We start from the raw sequence: 19,991 nt of genomic DNA on the forward strand, positions 1-19,991 counted from the left end.
CATCCAATTTCTTGTCGTGAGTCTTGGTGTAACCCGGAAGAGGTTACGAACTTCTTTAAACCAAACTATTGTGCCGCTTGCCGGTAGGCCAAAGGCAGGCTGACCCGGAACGCGGCACCGCCCTGCCCCGGCAGATATGTGATATCACCGCCCAAACGGTGCATGATCTCGCGGCAGATCGCCAAACCCAGCCCGGCACCGCCGGCCTTATCCCCCCCGACCCGGGCGAATTTCTCAAAGATCATCGACCGCGCCTCGGGCGGGACACCGCTGCCATTGTCAATGAAGTCCACAACCAGCTGCCCGCCCACATCATGCGCCGAGATCGTCAGAACGGGCTCATCGGCATCACAGTATTTCCGCGCATTGGAGATGAGGTTGATAAACACCTGCCCCAAGCGGTCGAGATCAGTTTGCAAGGGGATACGCTCGGATGCCTTGCTGCGCCGCACAACCAGCCGCTGATCCGTGCCCGCCAGCGCGCTGGAGATCGACCGATCCAGAACCGAACGCAACGTATCGTCGCCGAGGTTCAGCCTGACCTGCCCGTTCTCAAGAACGCTGAGGTCGAGCAGATCGTCCAGCAGACGCGTCAGGCGCAGCGCTTCATCGTGGATAATAGTGGCATAGCGGGTCTGTTCTTCACCGCTCAGCCCTTCGGTGTCGCGCATGATCTCGGAAAACGCCCGGATCGAGGTCATGGGCGTGCGCAATTCATGACTTACCTGACTAAGGAAGCTGTCTTTCTGCTCAGATATTTGGGTCAGCTTGGCGTTGGCATCGCGCAACTGGCGTGCCGTGCGGCTAAGTTCGGCAGATTTCTCTTCCAACTGGCTGGAATATTCCAGCAATTGCGCAGATTCGTCGGCAACGGCCAAGAGGTCCTCAACCGAAACCGAGGCACCGCCCACGATCTGTCCGATCATCGCATGTGCCGTCGCAGCCCCCACCGAACCGCTGAGCTCCCTCTCAAGCCGGGCCAGAAACCCGGGTGTCGGCTCCGGCAAGGGCGAGCGTCCGCCCTGAAGCTCGGCCTCCCGCTGGAACAGTTCCTGGGCGGGCGATGTGCCCAGAATGCGCTGGGTCATGATCATCAGGTCTTCGCTTTGCGCAACCGACCCGGTCCAGCCACGCGGCGCGACCGAGTGGTCAAAGACATTGACGAATTGCGCGCCCTGAAGCCGCTCCAACGGGCTGGGAAAGCTCAGCAGGGACGCAACACAGAACACAATCGCATTCAAGGAAATTGACCACATGACCGAATGCACCATTGGGTCGATACCTTCGATCCCGAACAGGGCCTGAGGTCGCAGCCATGCAATTCCAAATGGTCCGTTCAGCAGCACACTCTCGGGCATCCACGCCGCCCCCATTCCGGGAAGAAGTAGCGTGTAGATCCATAAAACAAAGCCCACGGTCAAACCCGCCAAGGCACCGGTTCTGGTGGCTCCGCGCCAGAACAATCCGCCGACCATCGCGGGCAGGATTTGCGAAATACCGCTAAAGGCCACCAACCCGATCGAAGCCAGCGCCGCGCCGCCGCCAGACAGGCTGTAGTAAAAATAGCCCAGCGCCATGATCGCAGCGATCGAGATACGCCGGGCCATCAAAACGATGTTGCGCACGTCTCCGGGCACAGCCCCAACGCGCTCATGCGTATTCAGCCAGATCGGCATTACGACATGGTTCGAAACCATCGTCGACAGGGCCATTGCCGTTACGATCACCATCGAGGTCGCCGATGAGAACCCTCCGATAAAGGACAGCATCGCCAGCCCGTCCTTGCCTTGCGATAAAGGTACGGTCAGAACGAACAGATCCGGGTTGGACCCTTCCGGCAATAAATCGAGGCCGACAACGGCGATGGGGACAACAAACAGGCTCATCAGCAGCAAGTATAAGGGAAAGGCCCAGGCGGCGGTGCGCAGATGGCCCTCGTCATCATTCTCAACCACCATCACCTGGAACATGCGCGGCAAGCAGACAAAGGCGGCGGCGGACAGGAAAATAAAGGTTGTCCAGCGCCCGGCATCCACTTGCCATTTGCCAATCTCCGAGGCGTCGATCCGCTCCATCATCGGACCAAAGCCACCGGCAACGCCCCAGACGACGAAGATGCCGACAGCCACCAGCGCAAACAGTTTGACCACCGACTCGACCGCAATGGCAGTGACCACGCCGTGGTGGCGTTCATTGGCATCCAGATTTCGGGTGCCAAACAGGATCGCAAACATCGCCAGCCCAGCTGCCACCCAGAAAACGCTGGAGCCTTCGCGATAGAGGCCCGAGGGGTCGGCCTCGGCAAAGATCGAGAAAGACAGGGTAATCGACTGCAATTGCAGCGCTATATAGGGCGTGCCGCCAATCACGGCCAGAATCGTGACGCACACCGCCAGCGTGTTCGACTTGCCATAGCGCGAGGACAAAAGGTCCGCGATCGAGGTCACGCGCTGGCTGCGCCCGACCCGCACCAGTTTGCGCAGCCCCCACCACCAGCTGATCATCACCAGCGTCGGCCCGAGATAGATTGTCACGAACTCCAACCCCGACCGCGCCGCATTGCCAACCGCGCCATAAAAGGTCCAGGCCGTGCAGTAGATCGAGAGGGACAGCGTGTAGATCAAAGGAGAACGCAGCCATTTGCCCCGTCCGGCCACCGCCATCCTGTCTGCGGCAAAGGCCACGCCGAACAGCAGAACGACATAGCCCAGACAGACCAGAATCAGGACGTTCAGCGTTGCCATCAGCCCGCGTCCGAACCGTGGCTGTCATCCGCGCCAGAGCGCCGGGCAATGAGGCCAAAAATCAGGCTGATCAGAATCAGACCGATCCAGCAGGCGAAAATGTAGAAGATTGCCGACGACAGCGGCACACCGCCGGATTCAGACTCGGCAGCTGGCCACAGCAGCGGCAGTACCAGCAGCGCTCCGCCCAGAAAGGGCAGAAACCGAGCCGAATCCGCCAACCTGCGCCGTCGATAGCTTTGCCGTTCCAGAAACAAAGAGGGCCGCGCACCGCGCGACGTGCGGTCCTGACCCTCGGGCGACGTCATAACTGCGTCGCCTGCGCGTGCAGATCGCGCACGGCGGTCAGCACCTCAGCGTTGGAAAACGGTTTGGTCATAAAGCGGCTGACGCCCGCATTCTCGGCCATCTCACGATCTCTGGACTGCCCGCGCGCGGTCAGCATCAGAACCGGCAGGTCCTGCATGTCGTCCAAGGCGCGCAGATCGCGCAGAATGTCCATCCCGCTTTTGCCCGGCAGCATCACGTCCAGAATCACCAGATCGGGCTGCGCGCCCCGGATCACCTGAAGCGCATCCGCACCATCGCCGTGTGTCTCGACCTGCCACCCCTCACGAGTCAGCAAGAACCGGATGGCCTCGGCGATGTTGGGCTCATCCTCAATCAACAGAACCTTACGGCTCATTTGTGTATATCCTCCCGATGACTGGCCTCCACCCCGGAACCGGTCATCGCCAGATTAAGCGGTTGTTCGGGAACCTGTCAAAAGCCTTCGCTGAGAATTGACGGCTCGCGACGAGAACCGCAATCACCGCTTGGGCAAATCCGGCAGCTTGACCCGACCCGTGTTGCCTCTGGGTTCGGTTCGGCCTCGACCAGCGGCCATATCAGCATGGCCGCGCGATACGAGGGTTCCTGATCATATCCGGACACGCCATGCGGCCAAGCATAGGCGTGGCATTCGAACATTGCAGCGGCACGCCCCTGCTGCGCGACCTGCCGTCTGATCGGAACCAGAGGCCGGTTCAGCGCGGAAAACAGCGGCCAGAGCGGGCAGGCCTCGCCGTGGCGTGGCAGTGACAGGCCGGGGACAGGCTTCAGAAACAGGATACTGCCCGAGCCGTCGCAAATCACCAGGCCTACTGGGCGGCTCAGCACCCCTTCGGGCAGGCTGGCGAGGCGTCGGAACACTGTCGGCAGATCGACCGAGAATCGCTGCGCCAGTTCCAAAGGGTTCGGATCACCACCTGCCAGCGTGGTTTTGAGGGCATACAGCGGCATAACCTTGGCATCAGCCTCACTCTGCCTAAGCCATTCCCCTGCAAGGTTGCGTGCAGCCGAGGTATTCAGACCCTCTAGATCAATGACCTCTGCCCCTTGCCCGGCGTCCAGTTCGGGAAAACTGTAGCCGCGCGCCTCAAGAAACACCTCGACCTCTTCCAGCGGTGCGCCACGCGGGTCTTTAGACGTATCGCTTTCGTCCAAATAGGTCACCAGCGCCTTGGAACTGTCGGCCAGTCGCTCGGCATCCTGATGAAGGTTCTGGTGGAACCGATCCTGCCACTCGGCGTCGATATCCTGCGGGTCGGCCAGAATCGCTGCGGTCGACCGAATCGCCGCTGCGGTCGACAGCACTTCGTGCATCGAGGCTGCCAGATGCGGGTCATGGGTCAGCCGGTCCGAAAGCGTTGCAACCGTCCGTTCCAGCGACACGACACGCCGATGCATCTGCGCCAACACGCCCGACCAGCCGGGAAAGCGGCCTGCAAATTCCTCAAGCGTTTCAATCTCGGCCTGCTGGCCAACTGCATCGGCTGCGGCTTCGCGCAAAGCCGATATCAAGGTCGCTTCGATCCCTTGCGTCAACACGGACGGCTCAACCGCCAGCGCCCCGGCGATATCGACCAGCAATTTGCCCCCGATCCGGCGGCGGTTGTGTTCGATCAGGTTCAGATAAGAGGCCGAGATCCCCACCTGACGTGCAAGCTCCGCCTGCCTCAGACCCGCGATCTGCCGCCGTTCGCGGATCCGGCTACCGGTCAGCAAATCCCGCATGATCAAGGTCCTCAGTCACGTTTAGCTATCTCTGGTTGGCCGTGTTTTCAGTTTATCCTATCATTTTCTTGATGTTATGCACCAATTTTCAGATTGGATTGACAAGATTAACAACTTCCGGTCCTTCGCCGCATCACCAGACACGCTTCGCCCCTTCTCATTTCCTGCATTTACCGCCACCATATGGGTATGAGCGACCCAGCTTTTGAATATGCACCCATCGGCCTTGTCGAATTGGAAAACCGCATCATCCGACGGTGCAACTTGCAATTTGCGCGCACCTTTGGCGGGGATGAAGCCGAATACAACAACATGCCCTTGCTGCATCTCTACCCATCGGTCGCGGATTGGGAAAGAATCGGGCAACGCAGCCTGCAAGTGATGCGCGATACCGGCTACTACACTGATGAGCGGGTGATGCGCCGTAGGAACGGAGACCTGTTCTGGTGCCGCGCGCGAGGACGCTCGCTGACCCCTGACGATCCGTTTCGCCATGGAATCTGGAGCTTTTCCGACATCTCGGAAGAGCGGCCGCTGGTGGAACTGACCGTGCGCGAGCGCGAAGTGGCGATCCTGTCCTGCCGCGGCCTGTCTGCTAAGGAAATCGGGATGGAACTGGGCCTGAGCTACCGCACGATCGAGGCCTACCGCGCCCGGCTGCTGGAAAAATTCGGCGCGCGCAAACTGCCGGAACTGGTCGCAAAGCTCTCTGGTATGCCGCTGTAGGCGCAACCGCCCATCATTAACCATCCAAACCCCCTGTTTTCAGGCTTAAACGGCGCTTTTCATGGCTGCTCGCTTGGCTTATAACGCTGCGTAATCAGATCGAAGCCCGCGCAAACACAGACGGGCCAAAGGGGAACCTTCGAGGATACTCATGACAGATACCAAACACGAAGCGGATGTGGCGTTCATCAAAGCCTTGGCCGAACTGCTGCGCGAAAATGACCTGACCGAGCTGCAGGTCAAACGCGAATATGGCGAGGAAGACAGCCTGAACGTGCGCGTCAGCCGCGCAACGCAAGCTGTTGCCGCTCCGGTTCAGGTCGCCGTTCCGGCCGCAGCCGCAGCACCTGTCGCTGCCGCGCCGGCCCCTGCAGCAGCCCCCGCAGCCCCGGCCGCAGATGTGGAAGACCCGGCCAGCCATCCCGGCGCTGTGACCTCGCCTATGGTCGGCACGGTTTACATGCAACCCGAGCCCGGTGCGCCCTCTTTCGTTTCGGTCGGTGCGTCTGTTTCCGAAGGAGACACGCTGCTGATCGTCGAAGCTATGAAGACGATGAACCACATCCACGCGCCCAAATCGGGCACCGTGAAACGCATTCTGGTCGGCGACGGCGACGCTGTGGAATTCGGCACCCCTCTGGTCATCATCGAGTAAGGCGGGCCCATGTTCGACAAGATCCTGATTGCCAACCGAGGCGAGATCGCCCTGCGCGTCATCCGCGCCGCGCGCGAGATGGGGATTAAGACGGTCGCCGTCCACTCCACCGCCGACAGCGACGCGATGCATGTGCGCATGGCGGACGAATCGGTCTGCATCGGCCCCCCGCCCAGCCCGCAAAGCTATCTGTCTGTCCCCGCGATCATCTCCGCCTGTGAGATCACCGGCGCGCAGGCCATCCACCCCGGCTATGGCTTCCTATCCGAGAACGCCGAGTTCGTGCAGATCGTCGAAGACCACGACATCACCTTCATCGGCCCCACCGCCGAACATATCCGCGTGATGGGCGACAAGATCACCGCAAAGGACACGATGAAAGCGCTGGGTGTACCGTGTGTTCCTGGCTCCGACGGTGGTGTTCCGACATTGGAAGACGCAAAGCGTATCGGTGAGGAATTCGGCTATCCCGTCATCATCAAAGCAACCGCCGGTGGCGGCGGACGCGGCATGAAAGTCGCGATGAGCGCGGATGAGATGGAAAGTGCCTTCATGACCGCACGTGCCGAAGGTAAAGCTGCCTTTGGCAACGATGAGGTCTATATCGAGAAATACCTCACCACACCGCGCCATATCGAGATTCAGGTCTTCGGTGACGGCAAAGGCAACGCTGTCCATCTGGGCGAACGCGACTGCTCGTTGCAACGTCGTCACCAGAAGGTGTTCGAAGAGGCCCCCGGCCCCTGCATCACCCCCGAAGAACGCGCCAAGATCGGCAAAATCTGCGCCGACGCGGTAGCCAAGATCAACTATATCGGCGCGGGCACCATCGAGTTCCTGTACGAAAAAGGCGAGTTCTACTTCATCGAGATGAACACCCGCCTACAGGTGGAACACCCGGTGACCGAGGGTATCTTCGGCGTCGATCTGGTGCGCGAACAAATCCGCGTGGCCTCGGGCTTGCCGATGTCGTTCGGACAGGATGACCTGGAGATCAATGGTCACGCCATCGAGGTTCGGATCAACGCAGAAAAACTGCCCAACTTCTCGCCCTGCCCCGGCAAGATCAGCGCGTATCACGCACCGGGTGGCCTGGGCGTGCGGATGGATTCGGCGCTCTATGATGGCTACTCGATCCCGCCCTATTACGACTCGCTGATTGCCAAGCTGATCGTTCAGGGCCGCGACCGCGCCGAGGCTCTGGCCCGTCTGGAACGCGCCTTGGGTGAGTTGATCGTTGACGGCATCGACACCACAGTGCCTCTGTTCCACGCACTCTTGCAGGAGCCGGACATCCATAGTGGCGACTACAATATCCACTGGCTGGAGCATTGGCTTGCGGAGAATATGGCCGACTAACCCCACAGGGCCGGTTGGAATGCGCCGCCCGGCCCTTGGATGTTCCTCATGAGCCTGTCACCAGAACTTTTGCTGCATGGCTATTCGATCGGCATCTTCCCGATGGCCGAGCATCGCGATGACCCGGACCTGTTCTGGGTCGACCCCAAATTCCGCGGGGTTTTCCCGCTGGACGGTTTCCACATCTCGCGCAGCCTTGCAAGGCGGATACGAAGATGCGGCTTTTCCATCTCGATCAATCAGGATTTTGAAGGCGTCGTCGATGGGTGTGCCGATCGTGCGGACACATGGATTAACGCCGAGCTGCGCGACCTGTATCGACAGGTGTACAACATAGGCCAAGCGCATTCTCTGGAAGTATGGGAGGATGACCAGCTTGTCGGAGGCGTTTTCGGAGTGGCTCTGGGCGCTGCGTTCTTTGGCGAGAGCATGTTCTCACGTCGCACTGACGCCTCGAAAATCGCGCTGGCTTATCTGGTGGACCGCCTGCGACAGACCGGTTTTCAGCTATTCGACACCCAGTTTCTGACCGCCCATTTGGCCTCACTCGGCGCGATCGAAATCCCCCGGAGTGACTATAGAAAAGCGCTGGAAGAAGCGATTGGTGATAGCGCCGACTTTGCGGCTGAGGTGCCTCAGTCCGCCGATGGAGTGATACAGCGGATCACCCAAACGTCGTAGCGCGAATGATCTAAGGCATTCAGTGCCGGAGAGGTCGCGATCATCCACCCGTCAAACAACTGCTCCGCCTTGCCCTGTTCCCAAATGGTCAGGAAGGCAAACGCATCCCCGGTCGGGTTGTCGACGGGATAGCGGCAATCCCCCAAAGCGACATCCAGACCAAAGACGGCCTGTGTCTGACCAGTCTGCAGCTCAACATCCACGGTCTGACCGTTGACCTTATCCAAGCCGCGCAACATCGCGCCGGGTCCGGATTGAACCGTTTGCTGCGCCGTCGCGGATGTCGCGGCCAGCGCCAACGCAAATGCCAGAGCGCGCATCATTCGCTGCCGTCTCCGGCCACAAACTTCACCAGCAACGAGATCAGGCTGACAGCGCCCTGCGTATCTTCGATCTGATCTCCGGGCTCAAAATAGAACGGAGAACCCCCGGGCATAACCTCAACAAAATTACCTCCCAACAGCCCCTCGGAAGAAATCACGATGGCGCTGTCATCTGGCACGAGGACACCATCCGCGACCGAAAAGGTCGTATCGGCGCGGTAGGTCTCAGGATTCAGGGTCACGTCGGTAACGGTCCCGATTTTGACACCCGCAAGGCGCACATCGGTTCCGACATTGACCCCTTCCAGCGACCGGAAGGACGCCCCAAGCTCATATCCGGCACTGCCTTGTGACAGGCCGGTGGATTGGCTGGCATAAACACCAAACGCGACGGCGCAGGCCAAAACGGCACCGCCGACGAATACTTCGGTCCAGTTGTGGGTCGACATTGCTCGCCTCGTCTTATTCCGGGCTCCAGGCCTCGTAGTCTTTGCGCTCAACAGGCTCTGCCCGGCGCAATGACCCCGCAGGGGTGTAAGCAAGCGCGGTGCCTGTCAGGTTCTCCTGATGCGGTTTTTCCCAGGCCTTGTGCGCCAGCGGTTTGTCTGTCGGCGGCTCATCCCAGGTGCGGTGAAGCCAACCATGCCAATCTGGATCAACCCTGCTGGCTTCAGCCTCACCATTGAAAATGACCCAGCGTTTGCTGTCATCGGCGGTTCTATAGAAGACGTTGCCTTCATTGTCCTCACCAACTTTAACACCTTTACGCGCAGTGAAAATCTGCGTGTTCAGGGTTGCCCCGTTCCACCAGGTTACGGCCCGTAAAAGAGTGTTCAGGATGCCCATGATCCGCCTCCGGCAATTCGGTCCCGAGAAGGTATGACCCAAAGGCGCGCCAAGGTCCAGTACCCGCCGCGTGACTGCGTCACTGCGGCAATAAAGCGGTCACTTCGATCTCGATCCGGTATTTGGGGTCGATCAGACCGCATTCAATCATCGTCGCGGCCGGCGGATTGGCTCCAAAAACCTCGGATAACACCGGCCAGCAAGGCTCGAACTCGGTCCGGTCGGGCAGCATGTAGGTCACGCGAACAACATCGGCGAAACCTGCGCCAGCCTCGACCAATGCTTTCCCGATGATGTCCAAGGCTGATCTGCATTGATCGACAACGCTCTCACCCTGTCCAACAGTGCCGGAAACGTGAACCCACCCTCCGGCCACCACGGCGCGGCAATAGCCGACCTTGCCCTCGAATTCACCACCTGAAGAGATACGCTTGATAGCGGACACGGCTCATTTCTCCGAGAATTTGAATGTCATGAGATTTTGCGAGTCTCTGCCTCGCGCTCCGGGATATTTATGGCCAGATGAAGTAAAGGATCCCCTGTTCATCTGGCTGGAAATACCTCGGGAGAGGCGCCTGAAGGGCGGCGGGGACAGCGCCCCCCTTACCCCTTAGCCAGCTGACGCCGACTCTGGCACGGCATCCGCATAGATGGTCAAGGGCTGCGAGTCAGAGGTCACGGCTTCTTCGTTTACAACCACTTCGGTCACATTCTTGAGGCCCGGAAGTTCGAACATCGTATCCAGCAAGATATCTTCGAGGATCGAACGCAGCCCCCGAGCGCCGGTTTTACGCTCGATCGCTTTCTTGGCGATCGATTTCAGCGCCTCATCGGTGAAGGACAGTTCGGCATCTTCCAACTCGAACAAACGCTGGTATTGTTTGACCAGAGCGTTCTTGGGTTTGGTAAGGATGGTGACCAGCGCATCCTCATCCAGATCCTCCAGCGTGGCCAGAACCGGGAGACGGCCGACAAATTCCGGGATCAATCCAAATTTCAGCAGGTCTTCCGGCTCGAGATCCTGGAAAATCTCACCAACGCCACGCTCGTCATTGTCGCGTACGTCAGCCCCAAAGCCCATTGCCGAGCCTTTGCCGCGTTGGGCGATGATCCGATCCAGACCGGCAAAGGCACCGCCACAGATGAATAGGATATTAGTGGTGTCGACCTGCAGGAACTCCTGCTGCGGATGTTTACGGCCACCCTGAGGTGGAACTGAGGCGACAGTCCCTTCCATCAGTTTCAGCAGCGCCTGCTGAACACCCTCACCCGAGACGTCACGAGTGATCGACGGGTTTTCGGACTTGCGCGTGATCTTGTCGACCTCGTCAATATAGACGATGCCGCGCTGTGCGCGTTCGACATTATATTCGCTGGCCTGAAGCAGCTTCAGGATGATGTTCTCGACATCCTCACCCACATAACCAGCTTCGGTCAGCGTCGTCGCATCGGCCATGGTGAACGGCACATCCAAAATACGCGCCAGCGTCTGGGCCAGCAACGTCTTGCCGCAACCCGTCGGGCCGATCAGCAGGATGTTCGATTTGGCCAGTTCAATATCGCTGCCGGCTTTCTGGGCGTGGTTCAGACGCTTGTAGTGGTTGTGGACCGCAACCGACAGAACCCGCTTGGCTGTGGCCTGACCGATCACATAGTCGTCCAGAACCTCACAGATATCCTTGGGTGTCGGTACCCCATCCGAGGACTTCAGACCGCTGGCCTTTGTTTCCTCACGAATAATGTCCATGCACAGCTCGACGCATTCATCACAGATGAGAACGGTCGGGCCTGCGATCAGCTTACGCACCTCATGCTGGCTTTTTCCACAAAAGCTGCAGTAGAGCGTGTTTTTGCCGTCACCGCCTGAATTCGTCGCCATGATCTACCTTTCGGGCTTCGTCTCTGCGCCCCTACCTGTGGGGCACGCTTGCGCATGTTCGTGCAGCTTAGGCCAGCGCTCTGGCGGCTACAATCTCAAAATGGCCCCGCGCTTGGCGCGCGGGACGCGTTTCTTAGGCCTCTTCCGTGTCCATCTTGGCACGGTTTTCGACGATCTCGTCGATATGGCCCCAATCCTTGGCCTCTTCGGGACTCATGAAGTTGTCACGATCCAAAGCCTTTTCAACGGCCTTCTTGGTCTGACCCGTGTGACGTACGTAGATGTCATATAAGCGATCTTTTAGCTTCTGCGTCTCGGCAGCATGGATCATGATATCGCTGGCCTGACCCTGATATCCGCCGCTGGGCTGGTGAACCATGATCCGGCTGTTGGGCAACGAAAAGCGCATACCTGTCTCACCGCCGGCCAGCAGAACCGAGCCCATCGAGGCCGCCTGACCGATGACCAATGTGGAACATTTCGGCTTGATGTACTGCATTGTGTCGTAAATCGACAAACCGCTGGTCACCACGCCGCCGGGCGAGTTGATGTAGATCGAGATTTCCTTGTTCGGGTTTTCCGCCTCAAGATGCAGCAACTGCGCGACGATCAAATGGCTCATCCCGTCGTGAATCGGACCGTTGATGAAGATGATCCGCTCTTTGAGCAGGCGCGAGAAAATATCATAGGCGCGCTCCCCCCGGCTGGTCTGCTCAACGACCATGGGCACGAGCGTATTCATATAGGTATCTACTGGATCGAACATTCGGAACCTGCCTGCTTTGCTATGGATCGGGACATTATCCCAACAAGAGTTACCCGAGTCTTAGTGTCGCCACTGGGGGGCTGCAAGGGGGGCCAGCAAGAACGACCTTGCAAACTGTTCGCAAGATACAGCGGAGCTTGTCTTTGGCTCACCTTGCACAGAGGCCGAAAACGGCGCTTTTTTGTTCACCGCTTCTTTGATCACAGTATTTTGATGCATGCATATAGGCGCAAAAGTGCAAAATCAGTAAATTGGATGTACTCATACAGCAAGTAGTATATGGCAGGCATCACCCATAGCGGGATCGTAAGGAACGAAGAATAGATGGCACTCCCCCAAGTAACCCAGGACACCCCTTCAGCAGAGCTTGACCACATGGTCGAAAACGCGGCGAGGGCGGCGAATTTTCTGAAGGCAATTAGCCACGAAGGGCGTCTTATGATCCTGTGCCATCTGGCGTCGGGCGAGAAATCTGTTACCGAGCTTGAGACCCTGTTGTCCGCCCGCCAGGCCGCCGTGTCGCAGCAATTGTCGCGTTTGCGGTTGGAAGGGCTGGTGACGCCCCGCCGCGACGGCAAAGCGATCTATTACCGACTGGCCGATGACAAGCCCCGTCGGATGCTGGAAACCGTCTATGAGCTGTTCTGCAGCGAAAACACAGGGCACTAATAGTTTGCCCGGCAGGCCGCAGGCGTAGACGCAGCGCGACCTCCGGAAAACCGCAAAAGTGCTAGCCTCCTCAGTAAGATACTGCTACCGAAGGCCTGATCGAGCATGAAGGAGAAAAACATGATCCGCGCAATTCTGATTGGCCTGAGCCTGTTTGCACTAACCGCTTGCGAAACCGCCAAAGGCGCGGGCAAAGACATCGAAAAAGCGGGCGATGCGATCCAAAACGCAGCCTCGGACGTGCAGGAAAACCTCTGATTTACGCCTTCATCTTGCGGATCGCAGGATGACGCACGCAATATGTTGTTGATGCGGTAGGCTGAACTGGCTATTGTGCAAGGACAGGTGCATAGACGCGGCATTGCATCATCTGACGTTTGCACGGGGCTCTTTTGCACATGCGAAAGAGCCCCGTTCCCATTCTGACGAGGGGTGGGTGGTAGCCTGCATGAAGCCAGCAAGGGAAAAGGCGTCAGGTGCGCAGACGCGGTCTTTGCATGCGCCCTTGCGGGCAACCCCTGACGCCTTAACCGGACGAAGTCGGTCCTAAGACCTCTTCAATCCAGTTGCCCCGGCCCCCGAAGGAACCGCAGCCGCCGCCACAAACTAGAAAGTCGCCGCGACGCACAAAGCCCATTTGAGAAGATGATCCGTCGACCCAAGGCACGAAGCCCCAACTCGATGCACCACCCACCGGTAAGCCTTTGCAAAAGAACGTCAATCCTAAGATCCACCTTCCCTGCGCAGACCCTCCTTGGCCTTTGCATCCCGCCTTCTGATCCGAGGAACTCCAGCGATGATACCAATCTTGCATTGCACCCTTAGTCAGGCAAGAAAATAGCACTGCAGCATGGAAATCAGGCGGGGATAAGTTGTTGATATCTGCCGGGAGGGCACTGTGGATAACTCGGGATTTCTCGACAACCACGTAGGGTTAGAATCGGAAAACTCTTTTCGCCAAATTCTGACCGGAATATTGCGACTTGCTGCAGGCGCAAAGGGCAACGGACGATTGGCTGATCGCAAACTGCCCGAACTGACGACGCTGCATCGTCCGCAAAACCGAATCGTTCGGACTGAAACAGGGCTAAATTCCCTACATACTCAACTGTGTTTTAGAACATATGTGCGAGAAGGATATCAGAACGAGACCTGCATCCAGTATCGATCCCTTGCCGACGCATTAAAAAACGCCGACCGCGCTGACGTCGTTCGCCGAGGCGGCGCGGATATGTTCGCAAAAGATCGACTGGACAAATCCTCGGTTCAGAATCCGCCGAATACAGCAGACAAGATGCCATACACCTGAAATGGAGCTTGGACCGGACGGCGAATTTTTCATCGCGCGCGACCTCGCGCTGAAGGTTCGCTGGATCCGAATAACCCGGGCCGAGGAACACGGCGTGCAAACCCGGTATAATCTGAATCCTGTCGCGAGCGGCGAAATCACCGTCTGGTCCGCCTCCTCCCTGTGGAGACAAGTTTTCCGATATTGAGAAGCGTTCCGACCCGGACGGTTTACCTACTAATCTGTCGCTGTCAAAATCGGGCGACAGTCTGTACCCCCTACAGTCCGGCCGGGCCGGAAACGCTTCAGTTCACCTGACGTTCCAGAACAGTGCTGTAGGTTGTTCCAGTCCGCAGGCTACGGAAATCCGCATAAATTCTCCCATCCTCGTATCGCGCGTCGATCAAGGCGTTCACGCCAATCGACGGCTCGGCCGAGCTTTCGACGATCCCGATCTTTCCCGAGCCATCCTGGCTGATGGAGCCGGTGGCCTCGTACATCGTCCAGTCATCCATGGCATTGCGTCGCCACATACTCGGCCCCCAGAACGCGTTGTCGTTCTGAACCTGAATTTCGAGCACCCATTCCGACTGGTTAAAACGCGGCGCATCACCGGTAGCCGAATTCGACGGCGAAACCGTAGTCTGGCTGGCCGTCCAAATACCGCGCAGATCAGGTGTGGTTTCGGCGGCAGCGGCAGTGCCAAAGGCGAGGCTCGTGGCCAGAGCGGCTGCTCCGGCAGTCATAAATCTGGTCATGGTGTCATTCTCCCTGAAATCGAAGCCATCTCTGGCCGTGTTCAACAGATTGGGAGGGGTAAGGTCGGTTGCAAGTTACCTTAAGGAACCTTCATCAAGCGTTCATTCAGCGTTTGATCACACAGCCCGCTTTCCGCTCTATACATCCGGCGTCCCACTCGGTAAGGAGTGCCCTTCGACGATCATCCGCGTGTAAGACGCTCTGAGGGTGACCGCAGCACCCCAAAGAGCCGAGCCATGAAACAAACACTTCAAGACGCCCTTGATCGCAAAGGGTATGACACGCTGACCCCTGTCCAAACCGCCGTATCCGCGCCCGACCTGCAAGGCCGCGACATGTTGGTTTCGGCGCAGACCGGATCGGGAAAAACCATCGGGTTCGGCCTTGCCATAGCCCCGACCGTTCTGGGCGACGCGGATGTATTCGATGCGGCGGGCGCGCCTTTGGCACTGGTCATCGCACCGACACGCGAATTGGCGATGCAGGTCAAACGCGAACTGGCGTGGCTTTATGCGGATGCGGGCGCGTTCATCGCGTCCTGTGTCGGTGGCATGGATATGCGAGACGAGCGGCGGGCGCTGGCCCGCGGCGCGCATATCGTGGTCGCAACGCCGGGCCGCCTACGCGACCATATCATGCGCGAGTCGATTGACCTGACCGCCGTGCGCGCCGTGGTTCTGGATGAAGCCGACGAAATGCTCGACCTGGGCTTCCGCGAAGATCTTGAGTTCATTCTGGAACAGACCCCGTCTGAGCGTCAGACACTGCTGTTTTCCGCCACGGTTCCCCGCGCCATCGCCTCCCTCGCCGCCCGCTACCAGCGCGATGCCGAGCGTGTCAGCACCGTCAGCGAGCGCACGCAACATGCCGATATCGAATACCGCGCGATGAATGTGGCCCCGCGCGATGGTGAGAATGCAATCATCAACGTGCTGCGCTTTTACGAGGCTCCCAACGCCATCATCTTCTGCAACACCCGCGCCATGGTCAGCCGCCTGACGGCGCGACTGTCGAATCGTGGATTCTCGGTCGTGGCCCTGTCCGGAGAGCTGACGCAAAGCGAACGTTCGAACGCGCTGCAAGCCATGCGCGACGGACGCGCCCGCGTCTGTGTGGCGACCGATGTGGCCGCGCGCGGCATCGACCTGCCGAACCTTGATCTGGTGATCCATGCGGAACTGCCGAACAGTCATGAAACGCTGCTGCACCGCTCGGGCCGAACCGGACGCGCCGGGCGGAAGGGCGTCAGCGCGCTGATCGTGCCGCCCGCGTCGTTCAAAAAGGCGCAGCGCCTGCTGAAATTCGCCAAGCTGACCGCCGATTGGGGGTCTGCACCCTCGGCCGAAGAGGTTCAGGCGCAGGACATGCAGCGGATGTTCAGCTCGGACGACTGGACCGTGGATGTGACCGAGGGCGAAAGTGCGCTCGTCGATGATCTGGTCTCGCGCTTTTCACCGCAGCAACTGGCGGCGGCCTATCTGCGTCAATACGGGCGCAAACACTCCGCCCCGGAGGAGCTGAGCGACACGCCGGATGCAGCGCCAAAACCGAACGTTCCCTTTGGCCCAAGCGTGTGGTTTTCACTGTCGGAGGGACACAACGAAAACGCCTCGCCTCGCTATTTGCTGCCCATGTTGTGCAAGGCGGGCAAGATTACCAAAGACGATATCGGCGCGATCCGCATTGCAGACACCGAAAGCTATATCGAGATTCGCGAAAGCAGCGTTGAAGGTTTCCTGAAGGCCATTGGCCCCGAGATGACGATCGAAGGCACCAAGACCCTGGTGCAACTGGACGCACCGCCCACCCTTTCCGGTGGTGGCCGCAAAGGCCCCAAGCGCGACTTCAAAGGCAAGAAGCGCCCCGAACGTGCTGAACGCCCGGCCCGCGCGGCTGAGCCTCAGCCCGCAAAACCACGCCGGAAGCCGGCCGAGAAACCCAAGCCCGAAGCGCGGCCCAAACGGGATGAGGCCCCCTCGGGCGATCAGCACAAGAAACCTGCGCGTCGTCCGAAAGGCCCGCCTCCGCCCAAAGGCAAGCCAAGCAGCAAGAAAAACCGCGCACGTGCGGCTGCGATGAAGGGTGGCAACGCAGTGCCCAAGCGGAAAAAGTAAACCGCCTTAGCGCCCGCGGCAGGTTGTGCAAGCGAAGAAATTTATTTTCTTCGCTACACCATATATTGACAACACGCCACCACCAACCCCAATATGGTGTTGCTTCGGTTCTTTCGATTCCTGTTGAAAGCTAAGAGGGAAACCGGTGAAAAACCGGCGCTGCCCCCGCAACTGTAAGCGGATAGTTCGGCTGAATACGCCACTGAAAGTGAGCTTTTGGGAAGGCCAGTCCGAACATCAATCCGCGAGCCAGGAGACCTGCCGTAAGCAAAGAAAGAAAACCGCGAACGGAGGGTTCGGGGGCGTGTTCAGGGTTCATTTTGCCCGCAGCGTCCTCGGCATTCATTAAAAGGACAGAGGACGACATGAGCATTACCGTATATTCCAAACCCGCATGCGTACAATGCACCGCCACCACCCGCGCGCTGGATGCAAAAGGCATCACCTATGACGTCATCGATCTGACCCAGGACGACAGCGCCATGACCCACGTGACCGAGCTGGGCTATCGTCAGGCCCCTGTCGTTGTGGCGGGCAGTGATCACTGGTCGGGTTTCCGCCCGGACATGATCGCCCAATTGGCCTGATCCATGGCCGCGCCGATCCCGGCGCTGGTCTATTTCTCATCGAAATCCGGAAACACCCACCGCTTTGTCTCGCGGCTGGGCCTGAGTTCTTTCCGCATTCCGAACGGGATGGACCCGCTGCCTGACCCCGGACACCCATACGTGCTGATCAGCCCCACCTATGCCGATGGCGAAGGGCGCGGGGCGGTTCCTAAACAGGTGATCCGGTTTCTGAACGACCCGGACAGACGCACCGGGATCATTGGAGTGATCGGCACAGGCAACCGCAATTTCGGTGCGACCTACGCTTTGGCCGGTCGCATCATCGCCCAGAAATGCAACGTACCGCTGCTCTACACGTTTGAGCTGGCCGGAACAGAGACCGACATCGCCCGCGTCCGCGCCGGGCTGGAAAAACTAGGGAGAAACCTATGCTCGACAGCAGCGTAAACGAGCAGGACTACCACGCGTTGAACGCGATGCTGAACCTCTACGATGGTGAGGGGAAGATCCGGTTCGATGCCGATCGTATGGCCGCGCGGCAGTATTTCCTGCAGCACGTGAACCAGAACACCGTGTTCTTCCACTCGCTGGACGAAAAGCTCGGGTATCTGGTGTCCGAGGGCTATTATGAAGAGGCCGTTCTGGACCAGTATTCCAAGAACTTCATGCGGAAGATCTGGGATGCGGCCTATGCCAAGAAGTTCCGGTTCCCGACCTTTCTGGGCGCGTTCAAATATTACACCTCTTATACGCTGAAAACCCGTGACGGGCAGCGGTTCCTGGAACGCTATGAGGACCGCGTCGTCATGACCGCACTGGCGCTGGCACGCGGCGATGAAGCGCTGGCCCTGTCCTTCATGGAGGAAATCCTCGACGGCCGCTTCCAGCCCGCCACGCCCACTTTCCTGAACGCGGGCAAAGCCTCACGCGGCGAGCTGATCTCGTGCTTCCTGCTGCGGCTTGAGGACAACATGGAGAGCATCGGGCGCGGCATCAACTCGGCCCTGCAACTGTCCAAGCGCGGCGGAGGTGTGGCGCTGCTGCTGACCAACATCCGCGAGCACGGCGCGCCGATTAAGGGCATTGAGAACCAATCCTCCGGCGTGATCCCGGTGATGAAACTGCTGGAAGACAGCTTCTCCTACGCCAATCAGCTTGGTGCGCGGCAAGGAGCGGGTGCGGTGTATCTGAACGCGCACCACCCGGACATCATGCGCTTCCTCGACACCAAGCGCGAAAACGCGGATGAGAAAATCCGTATCAAAACGCTGAGCCTTGGCGTGGTGATCCCTGATATCACGTTCGAGCTGGCGAAGAAAAACGCGGATATGTACCTGTTCTCGCCTCATGACGTAGAAAAGGTCTATGGCGTGCCGTTCTCGGAAATCTCGGTGACGGAGAAGTATCACGAGATGGTCGATGACAAGCGAATCCGCAAATCCAAGGTCAATGCGCGTGAGTTCTTCCAGACCGTTGCAGAGATTCAGTTCGAATCCGGTTACCCCTACGTTATGTTCGAAGACACGGTGAACCGGATGAACCCCATTGCGGGCCGGATCAACATGTCGAACCTGTGTTCCGAGATTTTGCAGGTCAATGAAGCATCCGAGTTCAACGATGACCTCAGCTATTCGCATCTGGGCACGGATATCTCCTGCAACCTCGGCTCGCTGAATATTGCCAAGACGATGGATGGCGGTGATCTGGGCCGCACTGTTGGCGCTGCGATCCGCGCGCTGACGGCGGTGTCCGAAATGTCGGCAATCGACTCGGTGCCGTCGGTGCGTCGGGGCAATGATGAAAGTCACGCGATTGGTCTGGGGCAGATGAACCTGCACGGGTTCCTCGCGCGCGAACATATCCACTATGGCTCGCCTGAGGGTATCGAGTTCACATCCGTGTATTTCGCGACCGTGGCCTATCACGCGATCCGCACCTCTTGCGAACTAGCAAAGGAAAGCAAGACATCTTTCAAAGGGTTCGAGAAGTCAGACTATGCCTCGGGCACCTTTTTCGACAAATACACCACCCGTGACTGGCTACCCGAAAGCGAGCGAGTGAAAGCTCTGTTCGACGGCATGACCCTGCCCACACGCGACGACTGGGCAGCGTTGAAGGTGGATGTGATGAAACACGGCCTCTATAACCGCAACCTTCAGGCCGTGCCGCCGACAGGGTCGATCAGCTATATCAACAACTCGACCTCTTCGATCCACCCCATCGTCTCGAAGATCGAAATCCGCAAAGAGGGCAAGATCGGCCGCGTCTACTATCCGGCGGCTTTCATGAGCAATGAAAACCTCGAATACTACCGCGATGCCTATGAGATCGGCCCCGAGGCGCTGATCGACACCTACGCGGCGGCCACCGAACATGTGGATCAGGGACTGTCGCTGACCCTGTTCTTCCCGGCCGAGGCGACGACCCGCGACATCAACCGCGCCCAAATCTATGCGTGGAAGAAAGGCATCAAAACCATCTACTACGTACGTCTGCGCCAGGAGGCCCTCGAAGGGACCGAGGTGCAGGGCTGCGTATCCTGCTCGCTGTAAGGGGAA

General features: G+C 58.8%; 22 protein-coding genes and 1 riboswitch. Of the genes, 11 read left to right on the plus strand and 11 right to left on the minus strand.

The window, feature by feature from the left end:
• Positions 1 to 65: 65 nt before the first annotated feature.
• The 4 genes from ACOERD_RS10770 to ACOERD_RS10785 all read right to left on the minus strand — a co-directional run bounded on the left by ACOERD_RS10770 (position 66) and on the right by ACOERD_RS10785 (position 4,799).
• A complete protein-coding gene (locus ACOERD_RS10770) occupies positions 66 to 2,744 on the minus strand; it encodes an ATP-binding protein (protein ID WP_419739027.1) in 2,679 nt (892 codons plus the stop codon).
• The gene (locus ACOERD_RS10775) at positions 2,744 to 3,052 is read right to left on the minus strand and encodes a hypothetical protein (RefSeq protein WP_419739028.1); all 309 of its coding nucleotides are present in this window, start codon (positions 3,050 to 3,052) and stop codon (positions 2,744 to 2,746) included. Before ACOERD_RS10775 ends, ACOERD_RS10770 begins: the two co-directional genes overlap by 1 nt.
• Positions 3,049 to 3,429 (minus strand): response regulator transcription factor, encoded by a 381-nt coding sequence (locus ACOERD_RS10780; protein ID WP_419739029.1) that lies wholly within the window; start codon positions 3,427 to 3,429, stop codon positions 3,049 to 3,051. Before ACOERD_RS10780 ends, ACOERD_RS10775 begins: the two co-directional genes overlap by 4 nt.
• Before the next feature lie 77 nt (positions 3,430 to 3,506).
• On the minus strand, positions 3,507 to 4,799 hold the full coding sequence (locus ACOERD_RS10785) for a helix-turn-helix domain-containing protein (RefSeq protein ID WP_419739030.1): 1,293 nt from the start codon (positions 4,797 to 4,799) through the stop codon (positions 3,507 to 3,509).
• Positions 4,800 to 4,988: 189 nt separating this feature from the next.
• Here ACOERD_RS10785 and ACOERD_RS10790 point away from each other — a divergent pair, with 189 nt between their 5' ends.
• From ACOERD_RS10790 to aat, 4 genes are all read left to right on the plus strand, one after another.
• Positions 4,989 to 5,525: a LuxR C-terminal-related transcriptional regulator gene (locus ACOERD_RS10790; protein ID WP_170460784.1), complete on the plus strand. Its 537-nt coding sequence runs from the start codon at positions 4,989 to 4,991 to the stop codon at positions 5,523 to 5,525.
• A gap of 151 nt (positions 5,526 to 5,676) precedes the next feature.
• Positions 5,677 to 6,180: an acetyl-CoA carboxylase biotin carboxyl carrier protein gene (gene accB, locus ACOERD_RS10795; RefSeq protein WP_170468101.1), complete on the plus strand. Its 504-nt coding sequence runs from the start codon at positions 5,677 to 5,679 to the stop codon at positions 6,178 to 6,180.
• Between the two features lie 9 nt (positions 6,181 to 6,189).
• Positions 6,190 to 7,539 (plus strand): acetyl-CoA carboxylase biotin carboxylase subunit, encoded by a 1,350-nt coding sequence (accC, locus tag ACOERD_RS10800; RefSeq protein WP_170460778.1) that lies wholly within the window; start codon positions 6,190 to 6,192, stop codon positions 7,537 to 7,539.
• Between the two features lie 48 nt (positions 7,540 to 7,587).
• Positions 7,588 to 8,220, plus strand: a complete 633-nt coding sequence (gene aat / locus ACOERD_RS10805; protein ID WP_419739031.1) for a leucyl/phenylalanyl-tRNA--protein transferase — start codon at positions 7,588 to 7,590, stop codon at positions 8,218 to 8,220.
• Here the strand turns inward: aat and ACOERD_RS10810 are convergent.
• The 6 genes from ACOERD_RS10810 to ACOERD_RS10835 all read right to left on the minus strand — a co-directional run bounded on the left by ACOERD_RS10810 (position 8,175) and on the right by ACOERD_RS10835 (position 12,034).
• The gene (locus tag ACOERD_RS10810) at positions 8,175 to 8,543 is read right to left on the minus strand and encodes a DUF2155 domain-containing protein (RefSeq protein ID WP_170468105.1); all 369 of its coding nucleotides are present in this window, start codon (positions 8,541 to 8,543) and stop codon (positions 8,175 to 8,177) included. The two genes, aat and ACOERD_RS10810, sit on opposite strands and share 46 nt — an antisense overlap.
• A complete protein-coding gene (gene mlaD / locus ACOERD_RS10815) occupies positions 8,540 to 8,992 on the minus strand; it encodes an outer membrane lipid asymmetry maintenance protein MlaD (protein ID WP_170468107.1) in 453 nt (150 codons plus the stop codon). The genes ACOERD_RS10810 and mlaD overlap by 4 nt, the downstream gene beginning before the upstream one ends.
• Before the next feature lie 13 nt (positions 8,993 to 9,005).
• Complete coding sequence (locus ACOERD_RS10820) at positions 9,006 to 9,389, minus strand: NADH:ubiquinone oxidoreductase subunit NDUFA12 (protein ID WP_170460766.1); 384 nt, start codon at positions 9,387 to 9,389, stop codon at positions 9,006 to 9,008.
• Positions 9,390 to 9,468: 79 nt separating this feature from the next.
• Positions 9,469 to 9,834 (minus strand): RidA family protein, encoded by a 366-nt coding sequence (locus tag ACOERD_RS10825; protein ID WP_419739032.1) that lies wholly within the window; start codon positions 9,832 to 9,834, stop codon positions 9,469 to 9,471.
• A 165-nt stretch (positions 9,835 to 9,999) separates the two neighbouring features.
• Positions 10,000 to 11,268 (minus strand): ATP-dependent Clp protease ATP-binding subunit ClpX, encoded by a 1,269-nt coding sequence (clpX, locus tag ACOERD_RS10830; protein ID WP_419739033.1) that lies wholly within the window; start codon positions 11,266 to 11,268, stop codon positions 10,000 to 10,002.
• 133 nt (positions 11,269 to 11,401) lie between these two features.
• Positions 11,402 to 12,034: an ATP-dependent Clp protease proteolytic subunit gene (locus tag ACOERD_RS10835; protein WP_170662077.1), complete on the minus strand. Its 633-nt coding sequence runs from the start codon at positions 12,032 to 12,034 to the stop codon at positions 11,402 to 11,404.
• Positions 12,035 to 12,358: 324 nt separating this feature from the next.
• On the opposite strand from ACOERD_RS10835, the gene ACOERD_RS10840 reads away from it, so the two are divergent.
• The 3 genes from ACOERD_RS10840 (at position 12,359) to ACOERD_RS10850 (ending at position 14,012) form a co-directional block, all read left to right on the plus strand.
• Positions 12,359 to 12,703 carry a metalloregulator ArsR/SmtB family transcription factor gene (locus tag ACOERD_RS10840; protein ID WP_170718966.1) on the plus strand — a complete coding sequence of 115 codons (345 nt, stop codon included), beginning with the start codon at positions 12,359 to 12,361 and terminating at the stop codon, positions 12,701 to 12,703.
• 120 nt (positions 12,704 to 12,823) lie between these two features.
• Positions 12,824 to 12,961: an entericidin A/B family lipoprotein gene (locus ACOERD_RS10845; RefSeq protein ID WP_170374868.1), complete on the plus strand. Its 138-nt coding sequence runs from the start codon at positions 12,824 to 12,826 to the stop codon at positions 12,959 to 12,961.
• Between the two features lie 640 nt (positions 12,962 to 13,601).
• A complete protein-coding gene (locus ACOERD_RS10850) occupies positions 13,602 to 14,012 on the plus strand; it encodes a hypothetical protein (RefSeq protein ID WP_419739034.1) in 411 nt (136 codons plus the stop codon).
• 284 nt (positions 14,013 to 14,296) lie between these two features.
• On the opposite strand, the gene ACOERD_RS10855 is transcribed toward ACOERD_RS10850, so the two are convergent.
• A complete protein-coding gene (locus ACOERD_RS10855) occupies positions 14,297 to 14,749 on the minus strand; it encodes a hypothetical protein (protein ID WP_419739035.1) in 453 nt (150 codons plus the stop codon).
• Positions 14,750 to 14,986: 237 nt separating this feature from the next.
• Here ACOERD_RS10855 and ACOERD_RS10860 point away from each other — a divergent pair, with 237 nt between their 5' ends.
• The 4 genes from ACOERD_RS10860 (at position 14,987) to nrdE (ending at position 19,985) form a co-directional block, all read left to right on the plus strand.
• A complete protein-coding gene (locus ACOERD_RS10860; protein WP_419739036.1) occupies positions 14,987 to 16,864 on the plus strand; it encodes a DEAD/DEAH box helicase in 1,878 nt (625 codons plus the stop codon).
• Between the two features lie 88 nt (positions 16,865 to 16,952).
• Positions 16,953 to 17,145: riboswitch (cobalamin riboswitch) on the plus strand.
• 84 nt (positions 17,146 to 17,229) lie between these two features.
• Positions 17,230 to 17,451 (plus strand): glutaredoxin-like protein NrdH, encoded by a 222-nt coding sequence (gene nrdH, locus ACOERD_RS10865; RefSeq protein WP_170374861.1) that lies wholly within the window; start codon positions 17,230 to 17,232, stop codon positions 17,449 to 17,451.
• Positions 17,452 to 17,466: 15 nt separating this feature from the next.
• Positions 17,467 to 17,880 carry a class Ib ribonucleoside-diphosphate reductase assembly flavoprotein NrdI gene (nrdI, locus tag ACOERD_RS10870; protein ID WP_170702026.1) on the plus strand — a complete coding sequence of 138 codons (414 nt, stop codon included), beginning with the start codon at positions 17,467 to 17,469 and terminating at the stop codon, positions 17,878 to 17,880.
• Positions 17,862 to 19,985: a class 1b ribonucleoside-diphosphate reductase subunit alpha gene (nrdE, locus tag ACOERD_RS10875; protein ID WP_419739037.1), complete on the plus strand. Its 2,124-nt coding sequence runs from the start codon at positions 17,862 to 17,864 to the stop codon at positions 19,983 to 19,985. Before nrdI ends, nrdE begins: the two co-directional genes overlap by 19 nt.
• The last annotated feature ends 6 nt before the right edge of the window (positions 19,986 to 19,991 follow it).

The organism is Ruegeria sp. (assembly GCF_965199275.1).
Lineage (GTDB): Bacteria > Pseudomonadota > Alphaproteobacteria > Rhodobacterales > Rhodobacteraceae > Ruegeria.

Excerpts from the sequence above, each read along its gene's own strand:
- ACOERD_RS10770 (WP_419739027.1), bottom strand. The coding sequence starts at position 2,744 with ATGGCAACGCTGAACGTCCTGATTCTGGTCTGTCTGGGCTATGTCGTT.
- ACOERD_RS10775 (WP_419739028.1), bottom strand. The coding sequence starts at position 3,052 with ATGACGTCGCCCGAGGGTCAGGACCGCACGTCGCGCGGTGCGCGGCCC.
- ACOERD_RS10780 (WP_419739029.1), bottom strand. The coding sequence starts at position 3,429 with ATGAGCCGTAAGGTTCTGTTGATTGAGGATGAGCCCAACATCGCCGAG.
- ACOERD_RS10785 (WP_419739030.1), bottom strand. The coding sequence starts at position 4,799 with ATGCGGGATTTGCTGACCGGTAGCCGGATCCGCGAACGGCGGCAGATC.
- ACOERD_RS10790 (WP_170460784.1), top strand. The coding sequence starts at position 4,989 with ATGAGCGACCCAGCTTTTGAATATGCACCCATCGGCCTTGTCGAATTG.
- accB (WP_170468101.1), top strand. The coding sequence starts at position 5,677 with ATGACAGATACCAAACACGAAGCGGATGTGGCGTTCATCAAAGCCTTG.
- accC (WP_170460778.1), top strand. The coding sequence starts at position 6,190 with ATGTTCGACAAGATCCTGATTGCCAACCGAGGCGAGATCGCCCTGCGC.
- aat (WP_419739031.1), top strand. The coding sequence starts at position 7,588 with ATGAGCCTGTCACCAGAACTTTTGCTGCATGGCTATTCGATCGGCATC.
- ACOERD_RS10810 (WP_170468105.1), bottom strand. The coding sequence starts at position 8,543 with ATGATGCGCGCTCTGGCATTTGCGTTGGCGCTGGCCGCGACATCCGCG.
- mlaD (WP_170468107.1), bottom strand. The coding sequence starts at position 8,992 with ATGTCGACCCACAACTGGACCGAAGTATTCGTCGGCGGTGCCGTTTTG.
- ACOERD_RS10820 (WP_170460766.1), bottom strand. The coding sequence starts at position 9,389 with ATGGGCATCCTGAACACTCTTTTACGGGCCGTAACCTGGTGGAACGGG.
- clpX (WP_419739033.1), bottom strand. The coding sequence starts at position 11,268 with ATGGCGACGAATTCAGGCGGTGACGGCAAAAACACGCTCTACTGCAGC.
- ACOERD_RS10835 (WP_170662077.1), bottom strand. The coding sequence starts at position 12,034 with ATGTTCGATCCAGTAGATACCTATATGAATACGCTCGTGCCCATGGTC.
- ACOERD_RS10840 (WP_170718966.1), top strand. The coding sequence starts at position 12,359 with ATGGCACTCCCCCAAGTAACCCAGGACACCCCTTCAGCAGAGCTTGAC.
- ACOERD_RS10845 (WP_170374868.1), top strand. The coding sequence starts at position 12,824 with ATGATCCGCGCAATTCTGATTGGCCTGAGCCTGTTTGCACTAACCGCT.
- ACOERD_RS10855 (WP_419739035.1), bottom strand. The coding sequence starts at position 14,749 with ATGACCAGATTTATGACTGCCGGAGCAGCCGCTCTGGCCACGAGCCTC.
- ACOERD_RS10860 (WP_419739036.1), top strand. The coding sequence starts at position 14,987 with ATGAAACAAACACTTCAAGACGCCCTTGATCGCAAAGGGTATGACACG.
- nrdH (WP_170374861.1), top strand. The coding sequence starts at position 17,230 with ATGAGCATTACCGTATATTCCAAACCCGCATGCGTACAATGCACCGCC.
- nrdE (WP_419739037.1), top strand. The coding sequence starts at position 17,862 with ATGCTCGACAGCAGCGTAAACGAGCAGGACTACCACGCGTTGAACGCG.